11 protein-coding genes are annotated in these 18,525 nt (G+C 29.1%); 9 read left to right on the top strand and 2 right to left on the bottom strand.

Annotated features, from left to right (window positions below):
* Positions 1-9: 9 nt before the first annotated feature.
* Together EXC62_RS07450 and EXC62_RS07445 are read right to left on the bottom strand one after the other, a co-directional pair.
* Entirely contained in the window at positions 10-978 is a 969-nt protein-coding gene (locus tag EXC62_RS07450; RefSeq protein WP_035375631.1) for a LacI family DNA-binding transcriptional regulator, read from the bottom strand.
* The gene (locus EXC62_RS07445) at positions 978-2,741 is read right to left on the bottom strand and encodes an alpha-glycosidase (RefSeq protein ID WP_026390292.1); all 1,764 of its coding nucleotides are present in this window, start codon (positions 2,739-2,741) and stop codon (positions 978-980) included. Before EXC62_RS07445 ends, EXC62_RS07450 begins: the two co-directional genes overlap by 1 nt.
* Positions 2,742-2,857: 116 nt before the next feature.
* Here EXC62_RS07445 and EXC62_RS07440 point away from each other — a divergent pair, with 116 nt between their 5' ends.
* The 9 genes from EXC62_RS07440 to EXC62_RS07405 all read left to right on the top strand — a co-directional run bounded on the left by EXC62_RS07440 (position 2,858) and on the right by EXC62_RS07405 (position 18,499).
* The gene (locus EXC62_RS07440; protein ID WP_197724337.1) at positions 2,858-4,528 is read left to right on the top strand and encodes a glycoside hydrolase family 13 protein; all 1,671 of its coding nucleotides are present in this window, start codon (positions 2,858-2,860) and stop codon (positions 4,526-4,528) included.
* Positions 4,528-5,991 (top strand): 4-alpha-glucanotransferase, encoded by a 1,464-nt coding sequence (gene malQ, locus EXC62_RS07435; protein WP_026390293.1) that lies wholly within the window; start codon positions 4,528-4,530, stop codon positions 5,989-5,991. Before EXC62_RS07440 ends, malQ begins: the two co-directional genes overlap by 1 nt.
* Positions 5,992-6,140: 149 nt before the next feature.
* Positions 6,141-9,140 (top strand): glycoside hydrolase family 3 protein, encoded by a 3,000-nt coding sequence (locus EXC62_RS07430; protein ID WP_052589786.1) that lies wholly within the window; start codon positions 6,141-6,143, stop codon positions 9,138-9,140.
* Between the two features lie 404 nt (positions 9,141-9,544).
* Positions 9,545-11,899 carry a hypothetical protein gene (locus tag EXC62_RS07425; protein ID WP_026390294.1) on the top strand — a complete coding sequence of 785 codons (2,355 nt, stop codon included), beginning with the start codon at positions 9,545-9,547 and terminating at the stop codon, positions 11,897-11,899.
* Positions 11,900-12,016: 117 nt separating this feature from the next.
* Positions 12,017-13,456 (top strand): ABC transporter permease subunit, encoded by a 1,440-nt coding sequence (locus EXC62_RS08990; RefSeq protein ID WP_197724336.1) that lies wholly within the window; start codon positions 12,017-12,019, stop codon positions 13,454-13,456.
* 12 nt (positions 13,457-13,468) lie between these two features.
* Complete coding sequence (locus EXC62_RS08985) at positions 13,469-14,365, top strand: carbohydrate ABC transporter permease (protein ID WP_026390296.1); 897 nt, start codon at positions 13,469-13,471, stop codon at positions 14,363-14,365.
* A gap of 10 nt (positions 14,366-14,375) precedes the next feature.
* Positions 14,376-16,058 carry an extracellular solute-binding protein gene (locus tag EXC62_RS07415; RefSeq protein ID WP_052589788.1) on the top strand — a complete coding sequence of 561 codons (1,683 nt, stop codon included), beginning with the start codon at positions 14,376-14,378 and terminating at the stop codon, positions 16,056-16,058.
* Between the two features lie 27 nt (positions 16,059-16,085).
* Positions 16,086-16,706, top strand: a complete 621-nt coding sequence (locus EXC62_RS07410) for a YesL family protein (RefSeq protein WP_162140149.1) — start codon at positions 16,086-16,088, stop codon at positions 16,704-16,706.
* Between the two features lie 56 nt (positions 16,707-16,762).
* Complete coding sequence (locus EXC62_RS07405) at positions 16,763-18,499, top strand: glycoside hydrolase family 5 protein (RefSeq protein ID WP_026390298.1); 1,737 nt, start codon at positions 16,763-16,765, stop codon at positions 18,497-18,499.
* The last annotated feature ends 26 nt before the right edge of the window (positions 18,500-18,525 follow it).

The raw sequence follows: 18,525 nt of genomic DNA, 5'->3' as shown, positions 1-18,525 counted from the left end.
GCTTTTTCTTTATACTGAATCACGCTTTATTATTTCAACAGATATTACATCATGTAATGTTTCTAATTCTTTTTCTCTAATTAATTGAGAAAGTTTAATAAAAGTTTGTTTTCCCATTAAATTTACAGGTTGATTAATAGTAGTAAGTTTTGGAGATACCCAGCTTGCAAAAGGAATATTATCATATCCAATAATTGAAACATCATCAGGAATCTTTTTTCCAATTTTCTTTAATGTATTCATGGTTGCTAAAGCAATCGTATCTGAAAATGCAAATATTCCATCTGTTTCAGGATTATTGATTAGAATTTGCTCAATCAATGTGATGTCTGGATTAACTAAATCAAAGTCAAAAATTTCAACATATAACCCAGCTTGTTTAAAGATTTTTAATGCTCCAATGGTTCTTTCCATTGTTGTAAGTAAAAATGATGGACCTCTAAATAGCATAATTTTTTTTCTGCCACGATTAACTAATTCTAAAGCACCTAATTCTCCACCTTTTAAATTGTCAGAAGTAATTGATGGGATATTCTCATCAAGAATATGGTCAACAGTAATAACCGGGATATTTAAATCAGAGAGTAGTGCAGTGTTTGAAAAATTAGAAGCAATAATTAATCCTTCGATATTATACTGTTCAAAGAACTTTAAATATTCAAGTTCTCTAACTGGATCATCTTGAGTGTGACAAAACATTGTTTTATAACCAGATGTTGCAGCTTGAGATTCAATACCTTCAAGAAGCTCTCCATAAAAAGTTGGTCCAATATGTGGAACAATTACACCGATTATTTTTGAAGAACGATTAGTCAAACTTCGAGCAAGTTGATTAGGAATAAAACCTAATTCTTCAATTGTTTTTAAGATAATGTCTTCTGTTTCTTTATGGACATAACCCTTTTTATTAATTACTCTTGATACAGTTGAAACACTAACATTAGCTTTTTTAGCAACATCACGGATTGTTGGTTTCATTAATTTGTTTCCTCCTTAATTAATAATTTAAAGTCGTAAGCATCTAATGTTATTTTATCATAAATTGCTACACTATTATTAATTAAGTCTAAATATGAGTCCTTTAATTCATTTGGAACACTGAAAGTTTTTTGTTCTGGACTGTTATTGATAACAACAAGTAGTTTTTGATTATTTCTTTCTTTTGTAAAAGCAAGTATTTCAGTAGATAAAAATTTATAATCATAATCTTTAAAAACAGAATATTTATCTCTTAATGAAATTAAGCGTTTAATAAAATTGAATAACTCTAGATCTTGTTTATTGCTATCCCAAATCATGCAACGACGATTATCGGGATCTTGATCACCTGTTAGACCAACTTCACCACCATAGTAGATGTTTGGTGCTCCAGCAGATAAAAACATAAATAGATAAGCAAGTTTTACTCGATCTTTGTTATCATTTAGACGTCTTAGGATTCTTACAGTATCGTGACTATCAATTAAGTTAAACATATTTTCCATTGCATTTTTAGGAGTTAGAGCAAGATAATTATTAACAATATTAATGAATTCATTCAAATCAATATTGTGTTCTAAATATTCCCATAAAGGATATGCTAAATCATAGTTCATAACAGAATCTAATTGGTCCCCTTGTAGCCAGGGAAGTGATTGATCCCAGTTTTCACCAAGAATAAATGTATTCGGATTGGTATTTCTAGAAATTTTCTTAATATCGCGAAGAAAATCATGACTTACTTCATTTGATACATCTAGTCTCCAACCATCAATATTATAGTTTTTAATCCAGTATTCAATGACACCTAATAGATGCTCTTTTGTTAAAGAATCATCGGTATTCCACTTAGGCATATGAGGAGTATATGCGAAAGTTTTAAAGTTCAAGTTTTTAATTGAATGTTGTTTAGGTTCATTGTTACTATCTAGTTCAAAGTTAACAACAGGAAATTTATCAATATAGAAACTGTTTTTATAAATACTTGTTTCATTATTTTTAATAACGTCTTGAAAGAAAGGATGTAGATAACCACTATGATTGAAAACACCATCTAACATAATTTTGATATTATGGGAATGAGCTTTATCAACAAGTTCTTTGAAGTCTTCATTAGTTCCAAAAGAAGGATCAATCTTATAGTAATTAATAGTATCATATTTATGCGCTGTTTTTGCTTCAAAGATTGGAGTAAAATAAATTCCTGTAATCCCTAAATCGGCAAGATAAGGCAATTTTTCAATAATCCCTTGAATATTCCCACCATAAATTTCATTATTATAAACAGGTAGTTTTCCCCATGGCAACAAGCTTTTTTTAGTATAAAAACGATCAGGAAAAATTTGATACCAAACAGTGTCTTTTACCCATGAAGGTGTATGAGGTAAGTCTTCTGGATTTATATAAGGATAATTAAAAAGATTTTGTAAATCAAGTTTTTCTTTATTATATTCAATTAATCTTTTAGAACCATACATGTATGACTTAGCATTATTGTTTAAAATAAATGCATATTTACAGCGTAAATCTTCAGGTTTAATTGATATAAAATAGTAATCAAACGATTCAGTTTGATAGCGTTTGATCATTTTTTTTTGGTATTTTTTCCATTCTTTTTCAAACCAATTAAAAGGATCTCCATATAATAATTCAACACTTTCAAAGTCGTTTTTGGCTGTACGTAAAGTAATATGTAGAGTTTTTTTATCATAGGCATAAGCATATTCGGATTTTGCTCTATGAAGTAATGCATGTGTATTCATAATTTATCACCCACCTAATTATAGCATTAAATGAAAACGCTACAATATGAAACCGATAACACATTTTTAACTTAAATTATATATGATAGAATTGTAATAAAGAGGTGTTTTTGATAATGAAAAAATGGTGGATGGAAAAGATAGGGTATCAGATATATCCAAAGAGTTTTTATGATTCAAACAATGACGGTATTGGAGATATTAATGGAATAAAACAAAAACTTCATTATTTAAATAATTTAGGAATAGATTTGATTTGGATTTGCCCGTTTTATGATTCACCAATGGATGATAATGGATATGATGTTAGAGATTTTTTTAATGTCGCAAGAGAATTCGGAACAGTTAACGACTTTAAAGAGTTATTAAAGGAAGCGAAAAAGTATGATATTAAGATTATTTTAGACTTAGTTTTAAATCATACATCTGATGAGCATAAATGGTTCATTGAGTCAAAAAGTAGCTCCAATAATTCTAAACGTGATTATTATATATGGAAAGACGGAAAAATAGTTGATGGTAAAGAATTACCACCAACAAATTGGGGTTCTTTTTTTGGTGGAAGTGCTTGGAAAAAAGACAGTATAACTAATATGTATTATATGAAAATTTTTTCTGATAAAATGCCAGATTTAAATTGGTCAAATAAAGAACTTAGATTAGAAATGATGTCGGTTGCTAAATGGTGGCTAGATTTAGGAATTGATGGTTTTAGAATTGATGCGGTAAGTCACTTGGATAGAGCACCTTTTGAAGATTCAAGATTAGGTTCAGGAATAGTTTTAGATTGGAATAAGTTTTCTAATTTACCGAAAGTTCATGAATATCTAAAAGAAATGAACAAAGAAGTTTTTAGTAAATATGATGCACTTACAGTTGGAGAAGTAGGTGGTGCAGCATCAATTGATTCAGCACTTCAGTATTCAGGATTTAATTCAAAGGAACTTTCAATGGTTTTTAACTTTGACCATAATTGGTGTAATAATCTCAATGAAATAAATGATTATAAAGATTTAAGAACTAATGTAATAGATTTAAAACATGTTTTTAATAAATGGCAAGAAGCTTTTAAAACAGAAGGATGGCTTCCTTTAAATTGGTTAAATCATGATCAACCGCGATTAATGAGTCAATATGGTGATCAAAAGTTTTTTAAGGAATCTGCAAAAATGCTTGCAACATCACTATATTTGATGAGAGGAACACCCTTTATTTATCAAGGTGAAGAAATCGGAATGACAAACTATCCTTTTGAAAAATTTGAAGATTTTAAAGATATTTCAAGTATAAATTATTATAAAGAACTTAAAGATATTAGTGATACTGAGAAAATTTTTAGAGTTTCTAAGAGTTCTAGAGATAATGCTAGAACACCTATTCAATGGGACAATTCAAAATATGCTGGTTTTTCAAAAGTTGAACCGTGGATCAACATTAATCCAAATTATCACGATATAAATGTCTTAAACAATTTAGAGGATAGTGATTCTATTTTTAATCACTACAAACAAATAATAAAATTACGTAAAACAAATAATACTCTTATATATGGAACATATAAACAGTTAGACCTTATGAACGAAAAGATCTATATATATGAAAGAGAAAGTAATAATAGTCTTTTTTTAGTAATTAATTCATTTTCAAATAAAGATGAAGAATATGATTTAGAAAACTATTATATCGATGATGTATTATTATCAAATTATAAAACAACAAGTTTTGAAAAGAAAATATTACAATTAAAACCATACGAAAGTATTGTTTTAAAGGTTAGGAGAAAATGATGAGAAAAAGTGGAATATTATTACATGTATCAAGTCTTCCAAGTAATTATGGAATTGGAACTTTTGGTGCTGAAGCATATCGATTTATCGATTTTTTAAAACAAACAAATCAAAGTTATTGGCAAATACTTCCTTTAGGACCAACATCTTATGGAGATTCACCATATCAAACATTTTCAGTTAATGCATTAAACCCATATTTTATTGATTTAGATATTCTTGTTAAAGAAAATCTCTTAAAACAAAATGAAATAACAACTAAGATAGAATCAAATAAAGTAGATTATGGAAAGCTATATAATGAACGTTTTGAAATCCTGAAAAAAGCATTTAAGAGATTTAATCATGCAAGTGATGGATACCAAAAATTCTTAAATGAACAAAAAGAATGGGTATATGATTATGCTCTATTCATATCAATAAAGAAGTATTATGATGATGTATCATTAATTAACTGGCCGGTGGAAATAAGAACCAGAAATAAAAATGCTATTTCAAAACTAGAAGAATTATTAAGTGAAGACATTAAGTTTCAACTTTTTCTACAATACACTGCGTATAAACAATTTATGGATTTAAAAAAGTATGCGAATAATAACGGTATTAATATAATTGGAGATATTCCAATTTATGTTGCTTATGATAGTAGTGATGTTTGGATTAATCCCAACTTATTCCAATTGAATGATGAATTAAAACCAATCCATGTTGCTGGTGTTCCACCAGATGGTTTTACAGCACTTGGACAATTATGGGGAAATCCACTTTACAATTGGTCTAATCATGAAAAAGAAGATTTTAAATGGTGGATTAAGCGAATTGAAAGCCAAATGAGTTTGTTTGATATGATTAGAATTGATCATTTTATTGGTTTTGAAAATTATTATAGTATTCCAGCGAAAGACACTAATGCAATTAATGGTAAGTGGGAAAAAGGTCCAGGAATAAAACTATTTAAAAAGATTAAAGAAAAATTAGGAGATCTAAATATTATTGCCGAAGACTTGGGTGTTATAACTGATGATGTAAGAAAATTACTTAAAGATACTGGTTTTCCTGGAATGAAGTTGTTGCAGTTTGCTTTTGATTCAAGAGATGAAAGTGATTATATTCCATATTCTTATGATGAAAATTCAATTGCTTACACTGGTACACATGATAATGAAACAACTAGACAATGGTTTAACAAACTTAATAAAGATGATTTAGAATATTGTCTTGATTATATTAATTGTGAAGTTAAAGGTAATGAAGTTGATAGTTTAATTAAGATTGCATTATCTACTAAGTCAAAATTAACGATCATTCCAATGCAAGATTATCTAGATTTAGGTGAAGAAGCTAGAATGAATATTCCCTCTACATTGGGTGGAAATTGGATGTGGAGATTGGAAAAAGATTATTGGAAAAAAGATTTAGAGTTTAAAATTGCTAGATGGACTAAACTCTACGGTAGAAAATAGATGTTTTACTAAGAAAACGATTAAGTTTTGATACTGATCGTTTTTTAATATATAATAAAATAATGAGAATCATAACATATTCTCTTTTCAAAAAGAATATAAATAAATATGTTATAATGATTTTAATATGAAAATTAGGGTGATGAATAGTGAAAAATAAAAATGAACCATTAAAGCCTTTGCGTGATTTTGCTAGAAGAGTTGCGCATGAAGGGAATGTTTTATTAGAAAACAAAAATAGTATTTTACCAATCATAAACGGTAAAGTAGCACTTTTTGGTAGAATTCAAAAAGACTATTATAAAAGTGGAACAGGATCAGGTGGATTAGTTAACGTAACAGATGTTCCAAGTTTCCTTGAAGCGTTTAATGAAAATCCAAGAATAGATGTTAACAAAGAACTTGTTCAAATTTATGATAAATGGATAGCAGAGAATCCATTTAATGCTGGAAATGGTATGTGGGCAAGTGAACCTTGGGCACAAGAAGAAATGGAAATTACACAAGATCTTATCAAAAAGATTAAACGTGAGAACGAAACGCCAATAATGATTATTGGAAGAACTGCTGGTGAAGATAGAGATAATCATAAAGGTGAAGGAAGTTATTTGCTAACCGAAATTGAATATCAAGCTATTAAAACAATTAAAAAGATTTATGGAAAAGTTGTTGTTATCTTAAATGTTGGTAATATCATTGATATGAATTTTATTAAAGAACTAGATGTTGATGGTCTATTATACGCATGGCATGGTGGACAAGACGGTGCAAGAGCAACCGTAGATGTTATTTCAGGATATATAACACCAAGTGGTAAACTTCCAGCTACAATTGTAAAAACATTAGATAATTATCCAGCGAACAAAAATTTTGGTAATAAAAAAGAAGTTATTTATGAAGAAGATATTTATGTTGGATATCGTTTTTTCGAAACATTTTATGAAGATGATGTTTTATATCCATTTGGTTTTGGATTAAGTTATTCAACTTTTGAAGTGAATGTTGTCAATCATCAAATTAAAGATAATAAGTTTAAACTTGATGTTGAAGTTAAAAATACAGGAGAGTTTATTGGAAAAGAAACTGTTCAAGTTTATTTTAGTGCACCTCAAGGTGTACTTGGTAAACCTAAAATTGAACTATTAGCATTTAAAAAGACTAAACTTATTAAACCAAAAGAAAAAGAAATAGTTACAATTGAAGTTGAAATGAGTAAAATGGCAAGTTATGATGATTTTGGATATATCCAAAAATCAGCATATGTACTTGAAAAAGGTTTGTATAGTATTTATGTAGGAACATCGTTAAGAAATAACAAACTTGCATTAACTAAAGTATTAGATGAAAATATTGTTGTTGAAAAACTTACAGAAGCAATGGCGCCTATTAAAAAATACAAAAGAATCAAACCAAGTTTAACAAAAGATAATAAGTATAAAATTACCTTTGAAGCAGTTCCACAAAGAACAATTGATCTTCAAACAAGAATTAAAAATAATTTCCCAAAGTCATTTAAATTAAATAATGAAAACTATACTTTAACAGATGTACTTAATAAAAAAATAACTCTTGAAGAATTTATTGGATCATTATCAATTAATGATATGAAAAATATATCATTAGGTGAAGGAATGTCAAGTCCTAAAGTTACTGCAGGTACAGCAAGTGCTTTTGGTGGTGTAACAGATGAATTGTTAGAAAAAGAAATTCCAATTGCATGTTGTTCAGATGGTCCATCGGGAATAAGAATGGATAGTGGTGGATTTGCAACTAGTCTTCCAAATGGAACGCTACTTGCATCAACATTCAATCCAAGTCTTGTTAAAGATTTATATGAACTAGAAGGACTAGAAATGAGAAATTATGATATTGATATAATACTAGGTCCTGGTATGAATATTCAAAGACATCCTTTAAATGGAAGAAACTTTGAATATTTTAGTGAAGATCCATTATTAACAGGAATTATGGCAAGCGCGGTAGTTCAAGGGTTACATAAATCTGGAGTTAACGGATCACTTAAGCATTTTGCAGCAAACAATCAAGAAACTGCAAGAACAATTGCAAATAGTATAATTTCTGAAAGAGCATTAAGAGAAATATATTTAAAAGGATTTGAAATAGCTGTAAAAGAAGCAAAAGCAAGTGTTATTATGACTGCATATAATCCAATTAATGGAATTTGGACTGCAAGCAATTACGATTTAACAACTACCATTTTAAGAAATGAATGGAAGTTTGAAGGAATTGTTATGACAGATTGGTGGGCACAAATGAACACTGATAATGATGAACCAAGTAAGGAAAATATTGCTGTAATGGTTAGAGCTCAAAATGATCTTTACATGGTTGTTCCAAATGTTTTAGAGTATAAAAACAATTTATTAGAAGAATATCAAAAAGGTAATATTACTTTAGCTGAAATTCAAAGAAATGTTCATAATATTTTGAAATTTATTATGGAAACTCCTGTATTTAAGCGTAAACATAATATCCAAGTAACAAGTAATGAAAAGAAAATTGATTATTGGTTTAAAACAAATGAAACTCACTCGAAATATCCGTTCATTAATCAAGATATGTTAACAAGTTTTGAAAATGAAGCTGATAATAATTTAAAGTCAAAATTTGATATTTTGGAAAATAAAAATCAAATAACATATGGATTAATAACTAATGCTGAACAAAGTTTGTATACATTTGGTGTTAAACCAGCACTTAAAGTTGATGAAATAACTGATATTCTAAAGAATGTAAATAAAACTAATATTTATAAACTTCCAAATACAAATTGGGGAAGAATAGATCTAGATTTAAATGGATTTGTATATAAAAATCAACTCGCTAATGATTCTTGGAGTAATATTGAAAAAGGATCAATATACATATATGCTGTAGAACCAAAAGAATTTGGTAAGTATATTGTTGAATTAGAAATCTCAGCAAACTTGCCAAGTATATATCAAATGCCTTTCTCCGTTTACGTTGATAATATTAATAAACAAACACTAACAACAAACGGAACAGAAGGAAATAAAGTTAAAATTACAAGTTTTGTTATTATAGATAAAACGAATGAATATATTTCATTTAAATTCCACAAGACTGGACTTAATGTCCATAGCATTAATGTAATAAAACACGGTTAATATCGAGACATATAGAATAATAAACACTAAAACGCCAATAAAATGGCGTTTTTTTACTTTGTTTAAGTAATAAAAAAAGATTTTACGAAAACGATTTCTTGATTTAAACGTGATAACAAAGCGATTAATTTAAATATTTTCGTGAATACGCTTACAAGGAGTGATTTTTGTGAATTGACAACGTTTTTTCGTGATGTTATAATAAATGTGCGAAAACGTTTTCGGTTAGGACAACTGATAAACTAAGCTTCAACAAAGAGAATAAGTTCATTAGTGAATAACAGCACGTGAGTTATTTACACTCATTTTAAAGAAAATCTTTAAAAGACAAGAAAATGGATATGGGGTTTAGATGTCACAAGCATAAGTGTGGCAAAAAATAAGAAAATAGAAAGGAAATAATTATGCAAAAAATTAGTAAGAAATTATTTATCGCGGTATTTACGATGTTTTTATCATTGTTTACAATTGGTGGTTTTATAAATCATGTTAATGCTGAAGAAAACAGTAGAACTGCATTTATTAATGTTGGTGGTAATGGTTGGCAGTTAACAAACGGAACGGAAAAAGTTGCCGTTGTTAATGAAAAAGTAAGTGGAGACGGACAATATACTGTATCTGTTGATTTTAGTGAAACGGGAGATAGTATAAAAGAATTAAATTTCTTAGCTCTTGAAGTTTTTGATGGTGAGTCAATTCTTTCTAATAAAGTTCTTGTTATTGATCAGTTTAAGATTAATGGTACTGAGTTTTTTGATGAAGTGAAAAACGAAGATAAAATTTTGAGTGGTAAAACGTATACAACTTCAGAAGAAAATAAAATCAAAGATGCTGATGGTAAGGAAACAGGAGAAGTAAGATTTGATACAAGAGTTAATATATCTAATGAATGGGGAAATGTTAACAAAGGTAGAACAGAGTTTGGATCGGCAGCAGTTACAGCTAATGCTATAGATCTTGAAAAAGTTTTTAACAAGTTTGAAGGTATCACGAAAATTGAAATAACATTTACTGTTAAAGATGGTATCAAATTTGATGTTACTGCTGGAACAGGAAAAACAGTTGCTTATATTAATTATGCAAGTGCTGATTGGGGTGTTCAACATTGGTATGATGGAACAGAACAAGCAGGTGCTGTTTATCAAGAAGTAACTGGATATGGAGAAGAATACACTGTTTCATATCAAGTGCCAGAAGGAAAAAGTGGAAATGGATTTGCATTCTTTGATGTTGAAATCTTGAATGGTGAATTTGTTTTCCCAATGAGTTATATGCAAATAACTAGTGTTAAGATTAATGATAAAGAAGTATCACTTAGAACGACTTATACTTCTTCTGATAATAAACTTGATACAAGAACAAATCTATTTAATGATTGGCAAGATGATGCGACTATTAAAAATGCTCGTACATTCTTAGGGTTAGGAAGCGGATATATTACATCTAAACCTATCGTTCAAAGAACAGATGTTGTTGGTGATAACGTAAAAGTAAACTATGTTTTAGGCGAAGAACTTAACAAAATTGAAGTATCAAAATTAGAAGTTACGTTTACATTGATGCCAGGTGCTAGTGTTAGACCAGTACCAGTTGATAAAGTTTCAGTTCCAACTGATCCTGAAAAAGTTAAACCAAATGCATTTATTAAAGTTGATGGTGCAAAAGTAACAGATGATAAAGTTGTAAAAGTTGAACCAACTATTACAGGTTATGGACAATATACAGCATCATTAGATTTTACAGCAACAGATGCTGGGAAAATTGATGATATTAGATTATTAAGCTTAAACATATTAGAAGGTGAAAAGTACTTCCCAAATAGTTTTATAAGAATTGATAAGATTACAATTAATGGTGTTGAAAGAAAACTAGGAAATAGTTTTACATCTGCGGACATAACTGATACAGAAACAGGATTGATTGCTGCTGTTGAAACAAAAGCAGATGTAGATTCACGTGTAGCAGGAAATGTTGAATTAGATAATGCAACAAATAGTCCTCTTATTATTGATGAAAATGAGGAACTAGAAATTACTACTATTGAAATTATTTTCTCAGTAACAGTTGGTGGATTTGAAGAATATGAACTTCCAACAGAGTTTATTGCATTCTTAGGTTTTAATGATGCCAAAGATGCTTGGTCACATCAAGAAGCTGGTAAAGCAGGAGATACTAAATTTAAAGGTGATGGAAAATATACTGTAACTATTACAAAAGATGATGTTAATGCTGCAGAACAAGCTGAATCAGGACGTGTTTTAACTGTTGATATTGTAGGATTAGCAGAGGCAATGATTAAAATAGGAACTCTAAAAGCAAATTCTGATGGAAAATATATGATAGCTGAAGATCTTAAAGTTTCTGTTAAAGTTTGGGTTGATGGAAAAGAAATTAATGTTACAGCAAGTAATATTTATGTTGGTGATTTAGAAGATAAAGGAAATCTTAGAATTCAATTACATAATCAATGGGCACCAAGTGGAATGGAAAAATCTGCAGTTGATCCAGCTCAATTGAATCCAAAAGATGAAATTAAAATTGAATTTACAATTACAGGTACAGGTATTGAAGGAGATACACCAGTTGATCCAACTCCGGTAGATCCAACACCAGTAGATCCTACACCTAATCCAACACCAAATCCAAGTGCACCAGCTAAGACTAATAATACAGCACTTATAATTGTTAGTATCATTGCTGCAATTGGAGTTATAACATCAGCAGTTACAATTGCTATGTTATTAAAAAAGAATAGATAAAAATAAATAAAAAAACAAAAAAATAAAAGATTTAGTGTAGGTTTGCGCCTATGCTAAATCCTTTATTGAGTTTAAATGTGGGTTAACTACATTTTAATATTATGAGGAGAAATGACTATGAACGAAGAAAATAAACTTAAAGTGAAAATAGTAGGTGGAATGCAAATTGCATTAGTTGTATTAGCAGTAATTTCTGCTGTATTAACTTTTGTACCAAGTATTAATCCTGCTAGAGTTACAGAATTGATTAATAAAACTATGTCATTTTTTACATCAGCGATTTCATATAATAGACTTGTAAGTGAAGCACAGCGTGCAATAAGATTAGAATGGGTAAATCAAATTGATTTTATAATTATATTTGTTTCAAGTTTGATTTCAGTTTTAGCAATTATTGCAACACTAGTTGGTTCAACATTACAAATAGGAAATACGAAATTTAAAAATTTAGCAAATAGAGTTACATTGATTGGAAGCTCATTACAAATTTTAGGTTTAATAGGAATCTATATTAGCTATGTAAAAATAAGTGGTTCAAAAAATTTAGAAAGAGTGATGCCAAGATTCTCACAAGGATTCTATATCTTCTTGATATTAGCAGTATTGGTATTAATTTTGTCAGTTATACTATTAATATTAGTACCAAAATCTAGTAAAGAAGAACGATATGAGATGAGTGGTGGAAATCAACTGTTATTAATGTTCTTACCGTTTGCTGCCTTAATTTTCGTATTCTCGTATCTACCTTTAACAGGATGGCGATATGCATTTTATGACTATCAAGTAGGTGGGCAATTAAATGCTGATAATTTTGTTGGTTTTAGGTGGTTTACTTTCTTATTCCAAAATGAATCGATGAGAAATGATATGTTTAGAGTTTTAGGAAATACATTGGCAATGAGTGGTTTAGGATTATTGACTAGTTGGTTACCAATGTTCTTTGCAATGTTCTTAGTTGAAATAACAAGTACAAAGTTTAAAAAATTCGTTCAAATCTTTTCAACAATTCCAAACTTTATAAGCTGGGTAATTGTTTATTCGATTGCACTTGCAATGTTTTCTACTGATGGATTTGTAAATGGTATTTTTGGTGGTAATAAGAATTATTTAATGGATGGAAGTTTTACATGGGTTAAAATGTGGGCTTGGGGTATGTGGAAAGGTATAGGATGGAGTGCCATTATTTATATCGCATCAATATCAAGTATTGACCCAGCAATGTATGAATCAGCATCAATTGATGGAGCAACAAGATTCCAAAAAATGAGATATATTACACTACCTTCATTAATGCCAACATTCTTCGTATTATTAATAATGTCTGTTGCAAATATTTTAAGCAATGGTATGGATCAATATTTAGTGTTCCAAAACGCAATTAATACTGGAAAGATGGAAGTATTAGACTTATATGTTTATCAGTTAGGTATTGCAAGTAAAAATCCAAATATAGCATTGTCAACGGTTGTTGGTATGTTGAAATCATTAATAAGTATTATCTTATTGTTTAGTGTTAATAAAGCATCTAAAGTAATAAGAAAAGAAAGTATTATATAGAGGAGGAAAAACATGAAAAAGAAATTTAAAAATTTAACATTTAAAGATGCTTTATTCAATATTGCTAACTACACTGTATTTTTCCTCTTTACATTAGCTTGTATATTTCCGTTTTATTATATATTTATAAACACAATATCTAATAATGATGCTGTACAAAAAGGAATGATAAACTTCATACCAGTAGGGATAAATATTAGAAACTATTTAGCACTTACATCGGTTAATGATCTTGGTGTTTCGTTTGTTGTAACAGTTGCAAGAACAGTTTTAGGTACTGGACTTATGGTTTTAGCATCTGCATTTATTGGGTATTTAGTAACTAAAGAAGAAATGAGAAATAGAAAGTTTTGGTATAGATTCTTAATTATTACGATGTATTTTAATGCAGGAATTATGCCAGTATTCTTAAATTTATCTATGTTAGGTTTAACTGATAATTTTATGGGATATATAATTCCTTCAATTATTGCTCCATATAATATTATCTTAGTTAAAACATACATTGAATCAATTCCTAGAGAATTGGAAGAAAGTGCATTAATTGATGGTGCTGGATACTTTATGGTTTTTAGAAAGATTATATGGCCGCTTTCAAAACCAATTCTAGCTACAATTGCAATCTTTGGGGCAGTAAATCATTGGAATTCATTCATAGATTCATTAGTATATATGCAAAATGCGCCCAAATTATATACATTGCAACATAGATTATATGTATATTTAAATGAAGCAAGTAACTTGAAAGATATAATATCAAGTTCACCGAATGCTGCAGCAATGGCTTTAAATAGTAAAGTTTTAAAGTATACAGTTACAATGGTAACTCTTATACCAATATTTATAGTATATCCTTTTATGCAAAGATATTTTGAAAAGGGAATTATGTTAGGTGCCGTTAAGGGCTAAGGAGGTAAATATGAAAAAATATTCTATTATGGGTTTGACATTATTGCTAACACTATTTACGGTGTTAGCTGCTTGTACACCTAAAAAAGAGACAGTTACTTTAACTGTTTATAGTCAACTTGCAAATAGTTCTGGAGAAATGAAAGGATGGTTTGCAGAAGTTTTAGAAAAGAAATTTAATGTAAAAATCAACATTGTTAATGATGGAGAAAATATCTATACTACAAGAGTTGAATCAGGTAATTTAGGAGATATAGTAGTTTGGGGAGAAGATGGCATTAGATATAAAAATGCTGTTGAAAAAAACTTGCTATTTGATTGGGAACAAGATGGTTTATTAGATGAATTTGGACCATACATTAAAGAGAATTTTGGAAAAGCATTAGAAAAGAATCGTAACTTAAACGGCAACAATAAGTTGTTAGGATTTGGACATGATGTTGCATTAAATGCTGATGATCACGCTTCATTCTTTTATACATGGGATATTAGATATGATTTATATGAAAGATTAAATAAACCAGAAATAAAAGATTTAGATGATTTGGTTGAACTGTTTAAAGAAATGAAAAAACTTGAACCTCTTGATGAGGCAGGAACACCAACATATGCACTTTCTTTATGGCCTGATTGGGATGCTGAAATGGTAATGTATGTTAAAGCTATGGCAACAGCATATTATGGGTTAGATGAACTTGGAATTGGTTTATATAATGTTGAAACAGGAGATTATCATGGTGCTTTAGAAGAAAATGGACCATATATCCAAATGTTGAAATTCTTTAATAGATTATTCCAAGAAGGTTTAATAGATCCAGATTCAATGACTCAAACATACGATAAGATGATTGAAAAGGTTCAAAGAGGAGGAACATTCTTCTCAATCTTTAATTATGCCGGGAATATAGCTTATAACACTAGTGAACACGTGAATGCAGGAAAAATAATGTTATCACTTGCACCAAGTGAAGCAACACCACTTGTATATGGATTAAATCCTATGGGTGGAGAATATATTTGGTCAATTGGCTCTAAGACTCAATATCCTGAGTTAGCTATGGAAATTATTAACTGGTTAAGTACTCCAGAGGGAAGAATGACAGTTGAATATGGTCCAAAAGATTTAAACTGGTATTATGATGAAGAAGGATATACGAAATTTACTGAACTAGGTAAGAAAATGAGACAAAATCTTTCTGAACCATTCCCAGCAGATAGCGGATATACTGGAACATTTAAAGATGGTTCATATAAACTTGGTGGAACAACATGGTCACTTGATGCAATTAATCCAGAATCTAAACAAGAAGAAAGATTCCATTGGGATTATTGGAAGAGTAATCAAGGTGAAAACTTAAATGATGTTCACAAGAGATGGCGTGAAGAGTTTTCTTCTGATAATAACCAACAATATTTAGAAAAACATACTAACTATAAAGTTGCAATTGCAACAAGTTTTAGTAAAGGTAGTAGAGATGCAGAACTTAATGCTAAGTGGGGAAGAGTAATCAAAGAAATTACTGATGGTTCTTGGAAAGCGATATATGCTAAAGATGATAAAGAATTTAATATATATATAAATGAAATGACTAGAAAAGCTAATGGACATGGATACCAATTATGTTTAGAATGGTCACAACAAGAAGCATTAAGACGTCATACTTTAGAACAACAAGTTAAAAATTCAAAATAATAGATAAAAAGAAAAAGGTGAAGAAAAATGCGTTTATTTTCAGTAGATGGTAAACTATACAAATTTATGTCCACTTTATGGGATATTTTAAAACTTAATTTTTTATGGTTAGTTTTCAGCTTACCAATTGTTACAATAGGCGCGTCAACAGTAGCCGCTTATAGTGTTACATTAAAAATGGTTGATAATCATGAAGGTAATATTATGAGTGATTTTTATGAATCATTTAAAAAGAATTTGAAGCAAGGAATCATTTTAGGATTAATAACGATTTTTTTAGCTTATTGTGCGTATATTAATATTGAAGTTTTTAATAAAGCAAAAGATAATCCAATTATTTTCTTAATATCTGGGATCTTCATATCTTATATTGGATTAGTACATATAACCTATGCATTTCCACTACTAGCAAGATATGAAAATACAATCAAAGGAACTTTATTAAACTCAAGAAAAATTACATATAAGTATTTTTTTAGAACAATTCTTTTATGGATTGTTGTTGCATTACTAATAGGATTTTTTAATTTTAATGTACCGCTTATTTTTATAGGACTAATTATTGGACCAAGTACAGTTTTTTATGGTGCTAGTGCAATTTCAAAAAAAATATTTAGAAATATTGAGAATGATAATATATCTTCTTGAACTTAAGGCAGCTTTTAAACTGCCTTTTATAAAAGTATAAACATTGGAGGATAAAAATGAAAAAAATTATATTTGGTTTTTTAGCTATTATTACATCACTTATTTTAGTAGGTTGTGTGTCTAACAAAACTGAAGATAGAATTAAAAAAATGAATGCAATTGAAGTATCAAGAGATATGGGAAATGGTACAAATCTTGGAAATACTATGGAAGCATATGGAAGAGTTGAACATGGTATTGATGCAGATACTGAAATGTATGAAACAGCATGGGGAATGCCAGTTACAACTAAAGAAATGATTAAAGGCATGAAAGAGGCAGGTTTTGATACAATTAGAATCCCTGTTGCATGGACTAATATGATGGATTACGAAAATGATAATTATGTAATCAATGAGAAACTATTAAAAAGAGTTTCAGAAATTGTTAACTATGCACTTGATGCTGATATGTATGTAATAGTCAATGAACATTGGTCTGGTGGTTGGTGGGGAATGTTTGGTCAACCTGAGCAATCAACAAGAGAAAAAGCAATGACTATGTATACGGAAATGTGGAAACAGATTTCAGAGCATTTTAAAGATTACTCATATAAATTAATTTTAGAATCTGCGAACGAAGAACTTGGTTCAAGATTAAATGATGAAATAAATGAAGTTAAGGGTACACTTACAGAAGATGAGACGTATCAAGTAACTAATAAGATTAATCAGAAATTTGTTGATACTGTTAGATCTACTGGTGGTAAAAATGAAGATAGATTCTTATTAATTGCTGGATATAATACCGATATTGAAAAGACTATTGATGATAGATTTATCATGCCGACAGATAAAGTTGAAGGTAAACAATTAGTATCTGTTCACTACTATACTCCATGGACATATGCAGGAGATGGAGAATCTAAAACCGAGTGGGGAACAAAAGAAGAATATCAAGAAATGAATGAGTTGTTTGAAAAAATGACTAAATTTACTAAAAAGGGGTATGGCGTAGTATTTGGAGAATTTGCTGCAATACCACTTAAAAATGGAACATTAAAAGGAAATACATTAGAGTATATAAAAAATGTATTTGATAATTCAGATTTATATGATTTTGTTCCGTTACTATGGGATAGAAGTGATTTTTTTGATAGAAAAGAACTGAAAATGAAAGATGAAGGAATAGCGAATCTATATTCAAGTAGAAACGTTGAAAATGAATCAAAACTGACTATTGAAACAATTAAAGATAATGCTAGAAAAGCGTTAGATAAAGCAGTTTTAGATGCGCCTTCTGGAGCAACAGGTTTTGAAGATAAAGTAATGGCATATATTATGTACAATAGTAAAGATTATAATGTTGGATATAGTAATAGTAAAGGTAATTTTTATAATCCAAATGATAAAACTGCTGGTGTAGTTGCTACTGATGTCGAAGTAAGTGGTGCAGGAGAATATACAGTATCACTTGATTTTAGTGGTGTATCTGGTGGATTTGCTAATTCAATGACATTTATGGCACTGGGAATATATAACGGGGAAACCAATTTTCCAAATTATGTTATTGCTATAAAAGAAATTAAAGTAAATAGTGAAGTAGTTAAAGTAACTGCAGAATCATATACAGTTTCAGATGATAAGATAACAACAAGAGTTAATATTTATAATACTTGGGTTACTAATATTCCTGATGACGCAAGATATGTTAAACCAGGATTAAGTAAATTAGCACGTGCAGTATTAATTGATGGTGAAAAGTATGCTGAACTTAGAAATGTAGAAATAACATTTGAGTATATTAAAAAATAAAGTTTAAAGGATTGATTTAATGGAGA

This window comes from Haploplasma axanthum, assembly GCF_900660745.1.
GTDB lineage: Bacteria > Bacillota_I > Bacilli_A > Acholeplasmatales > Acholeplasmataceae > Haploplasma > Haploplasma axanthum.
The sequence above is the reverse complement of the archived record's forward strand: the minus strand, read 5'-3'. Positions and strand labels throughout refer to the sequence as shown.

Bases quoted from the DNA above. Each gene is read 5' to 3' on its own strand.
- EXC62_RS07450 (WP_035375631.1), bottom strand. From the start codon at position 978: ATGAAACCAACAATCCGTGATGTTGCTAAAAAAGCTAATGTTAGTGTT.
- EXC62_RS07445 (WP_026390292.1), bottom strand. From the start codon at position 2,741: ATGAATACACATGCATTACTTCATAGAGCAAAATCCGAATATGCTTAT.
- EXC62_RS07440 (WP_197724337.1), top strand. From the start codon at position 2,858: ATGAAAAAATGGTGGATGGAAAAGATAGGGTATCAGATATATCCAAAG.
- malQ (WP_026390293.1), top strand. From the start codon at position 4,528: ATGAGAAAAAGTGGAATATTATTACATGTATCAAGTCTTCCAAGTAAT.
- EXC62_RS07425 (WP_026390294.1), top strand. From the start codon at position 9,545: ATGCAAAAAATTAGTAAGAAATTATTTATCGCGGTATTTACGATGTTT.
- EXC62_RS08990 (WP_197724336.1), top strand. From the start codon at position 12,017: ATGAACGAAGAAAATAAACTTAAAGTGAAAATAGTAGGTGGAATGCAA.
- EXC62_RS08985 (WP_026390296.1), top strand. From the start codon at position 13,469: ATGAAAAAGAAATTTAAAAATTTAACATTTAAAGATGCTTTATTCAAT.
- EXC62_RS07415 (WP_052589788.1), top strand. From the start codon at position 14,376: ATGAAAAAATATTCTATTATGGGTTTGACATTATTGCTAACACTATTT.
- EXC62_RS07410 (WP_162140149.1), top strand. From the start codon at position 16,086: ATGCGTTTATTTTCAGTAGATGGTAAACTATACAAATTTATGTCCACT.
- EXC62_RS07405 (WP_026390298.1), top strand. From the start codon at position 16,763: ATGAAAAAAATTATATTTGGTTTTTTAGCTATTATTACATCACTTATT.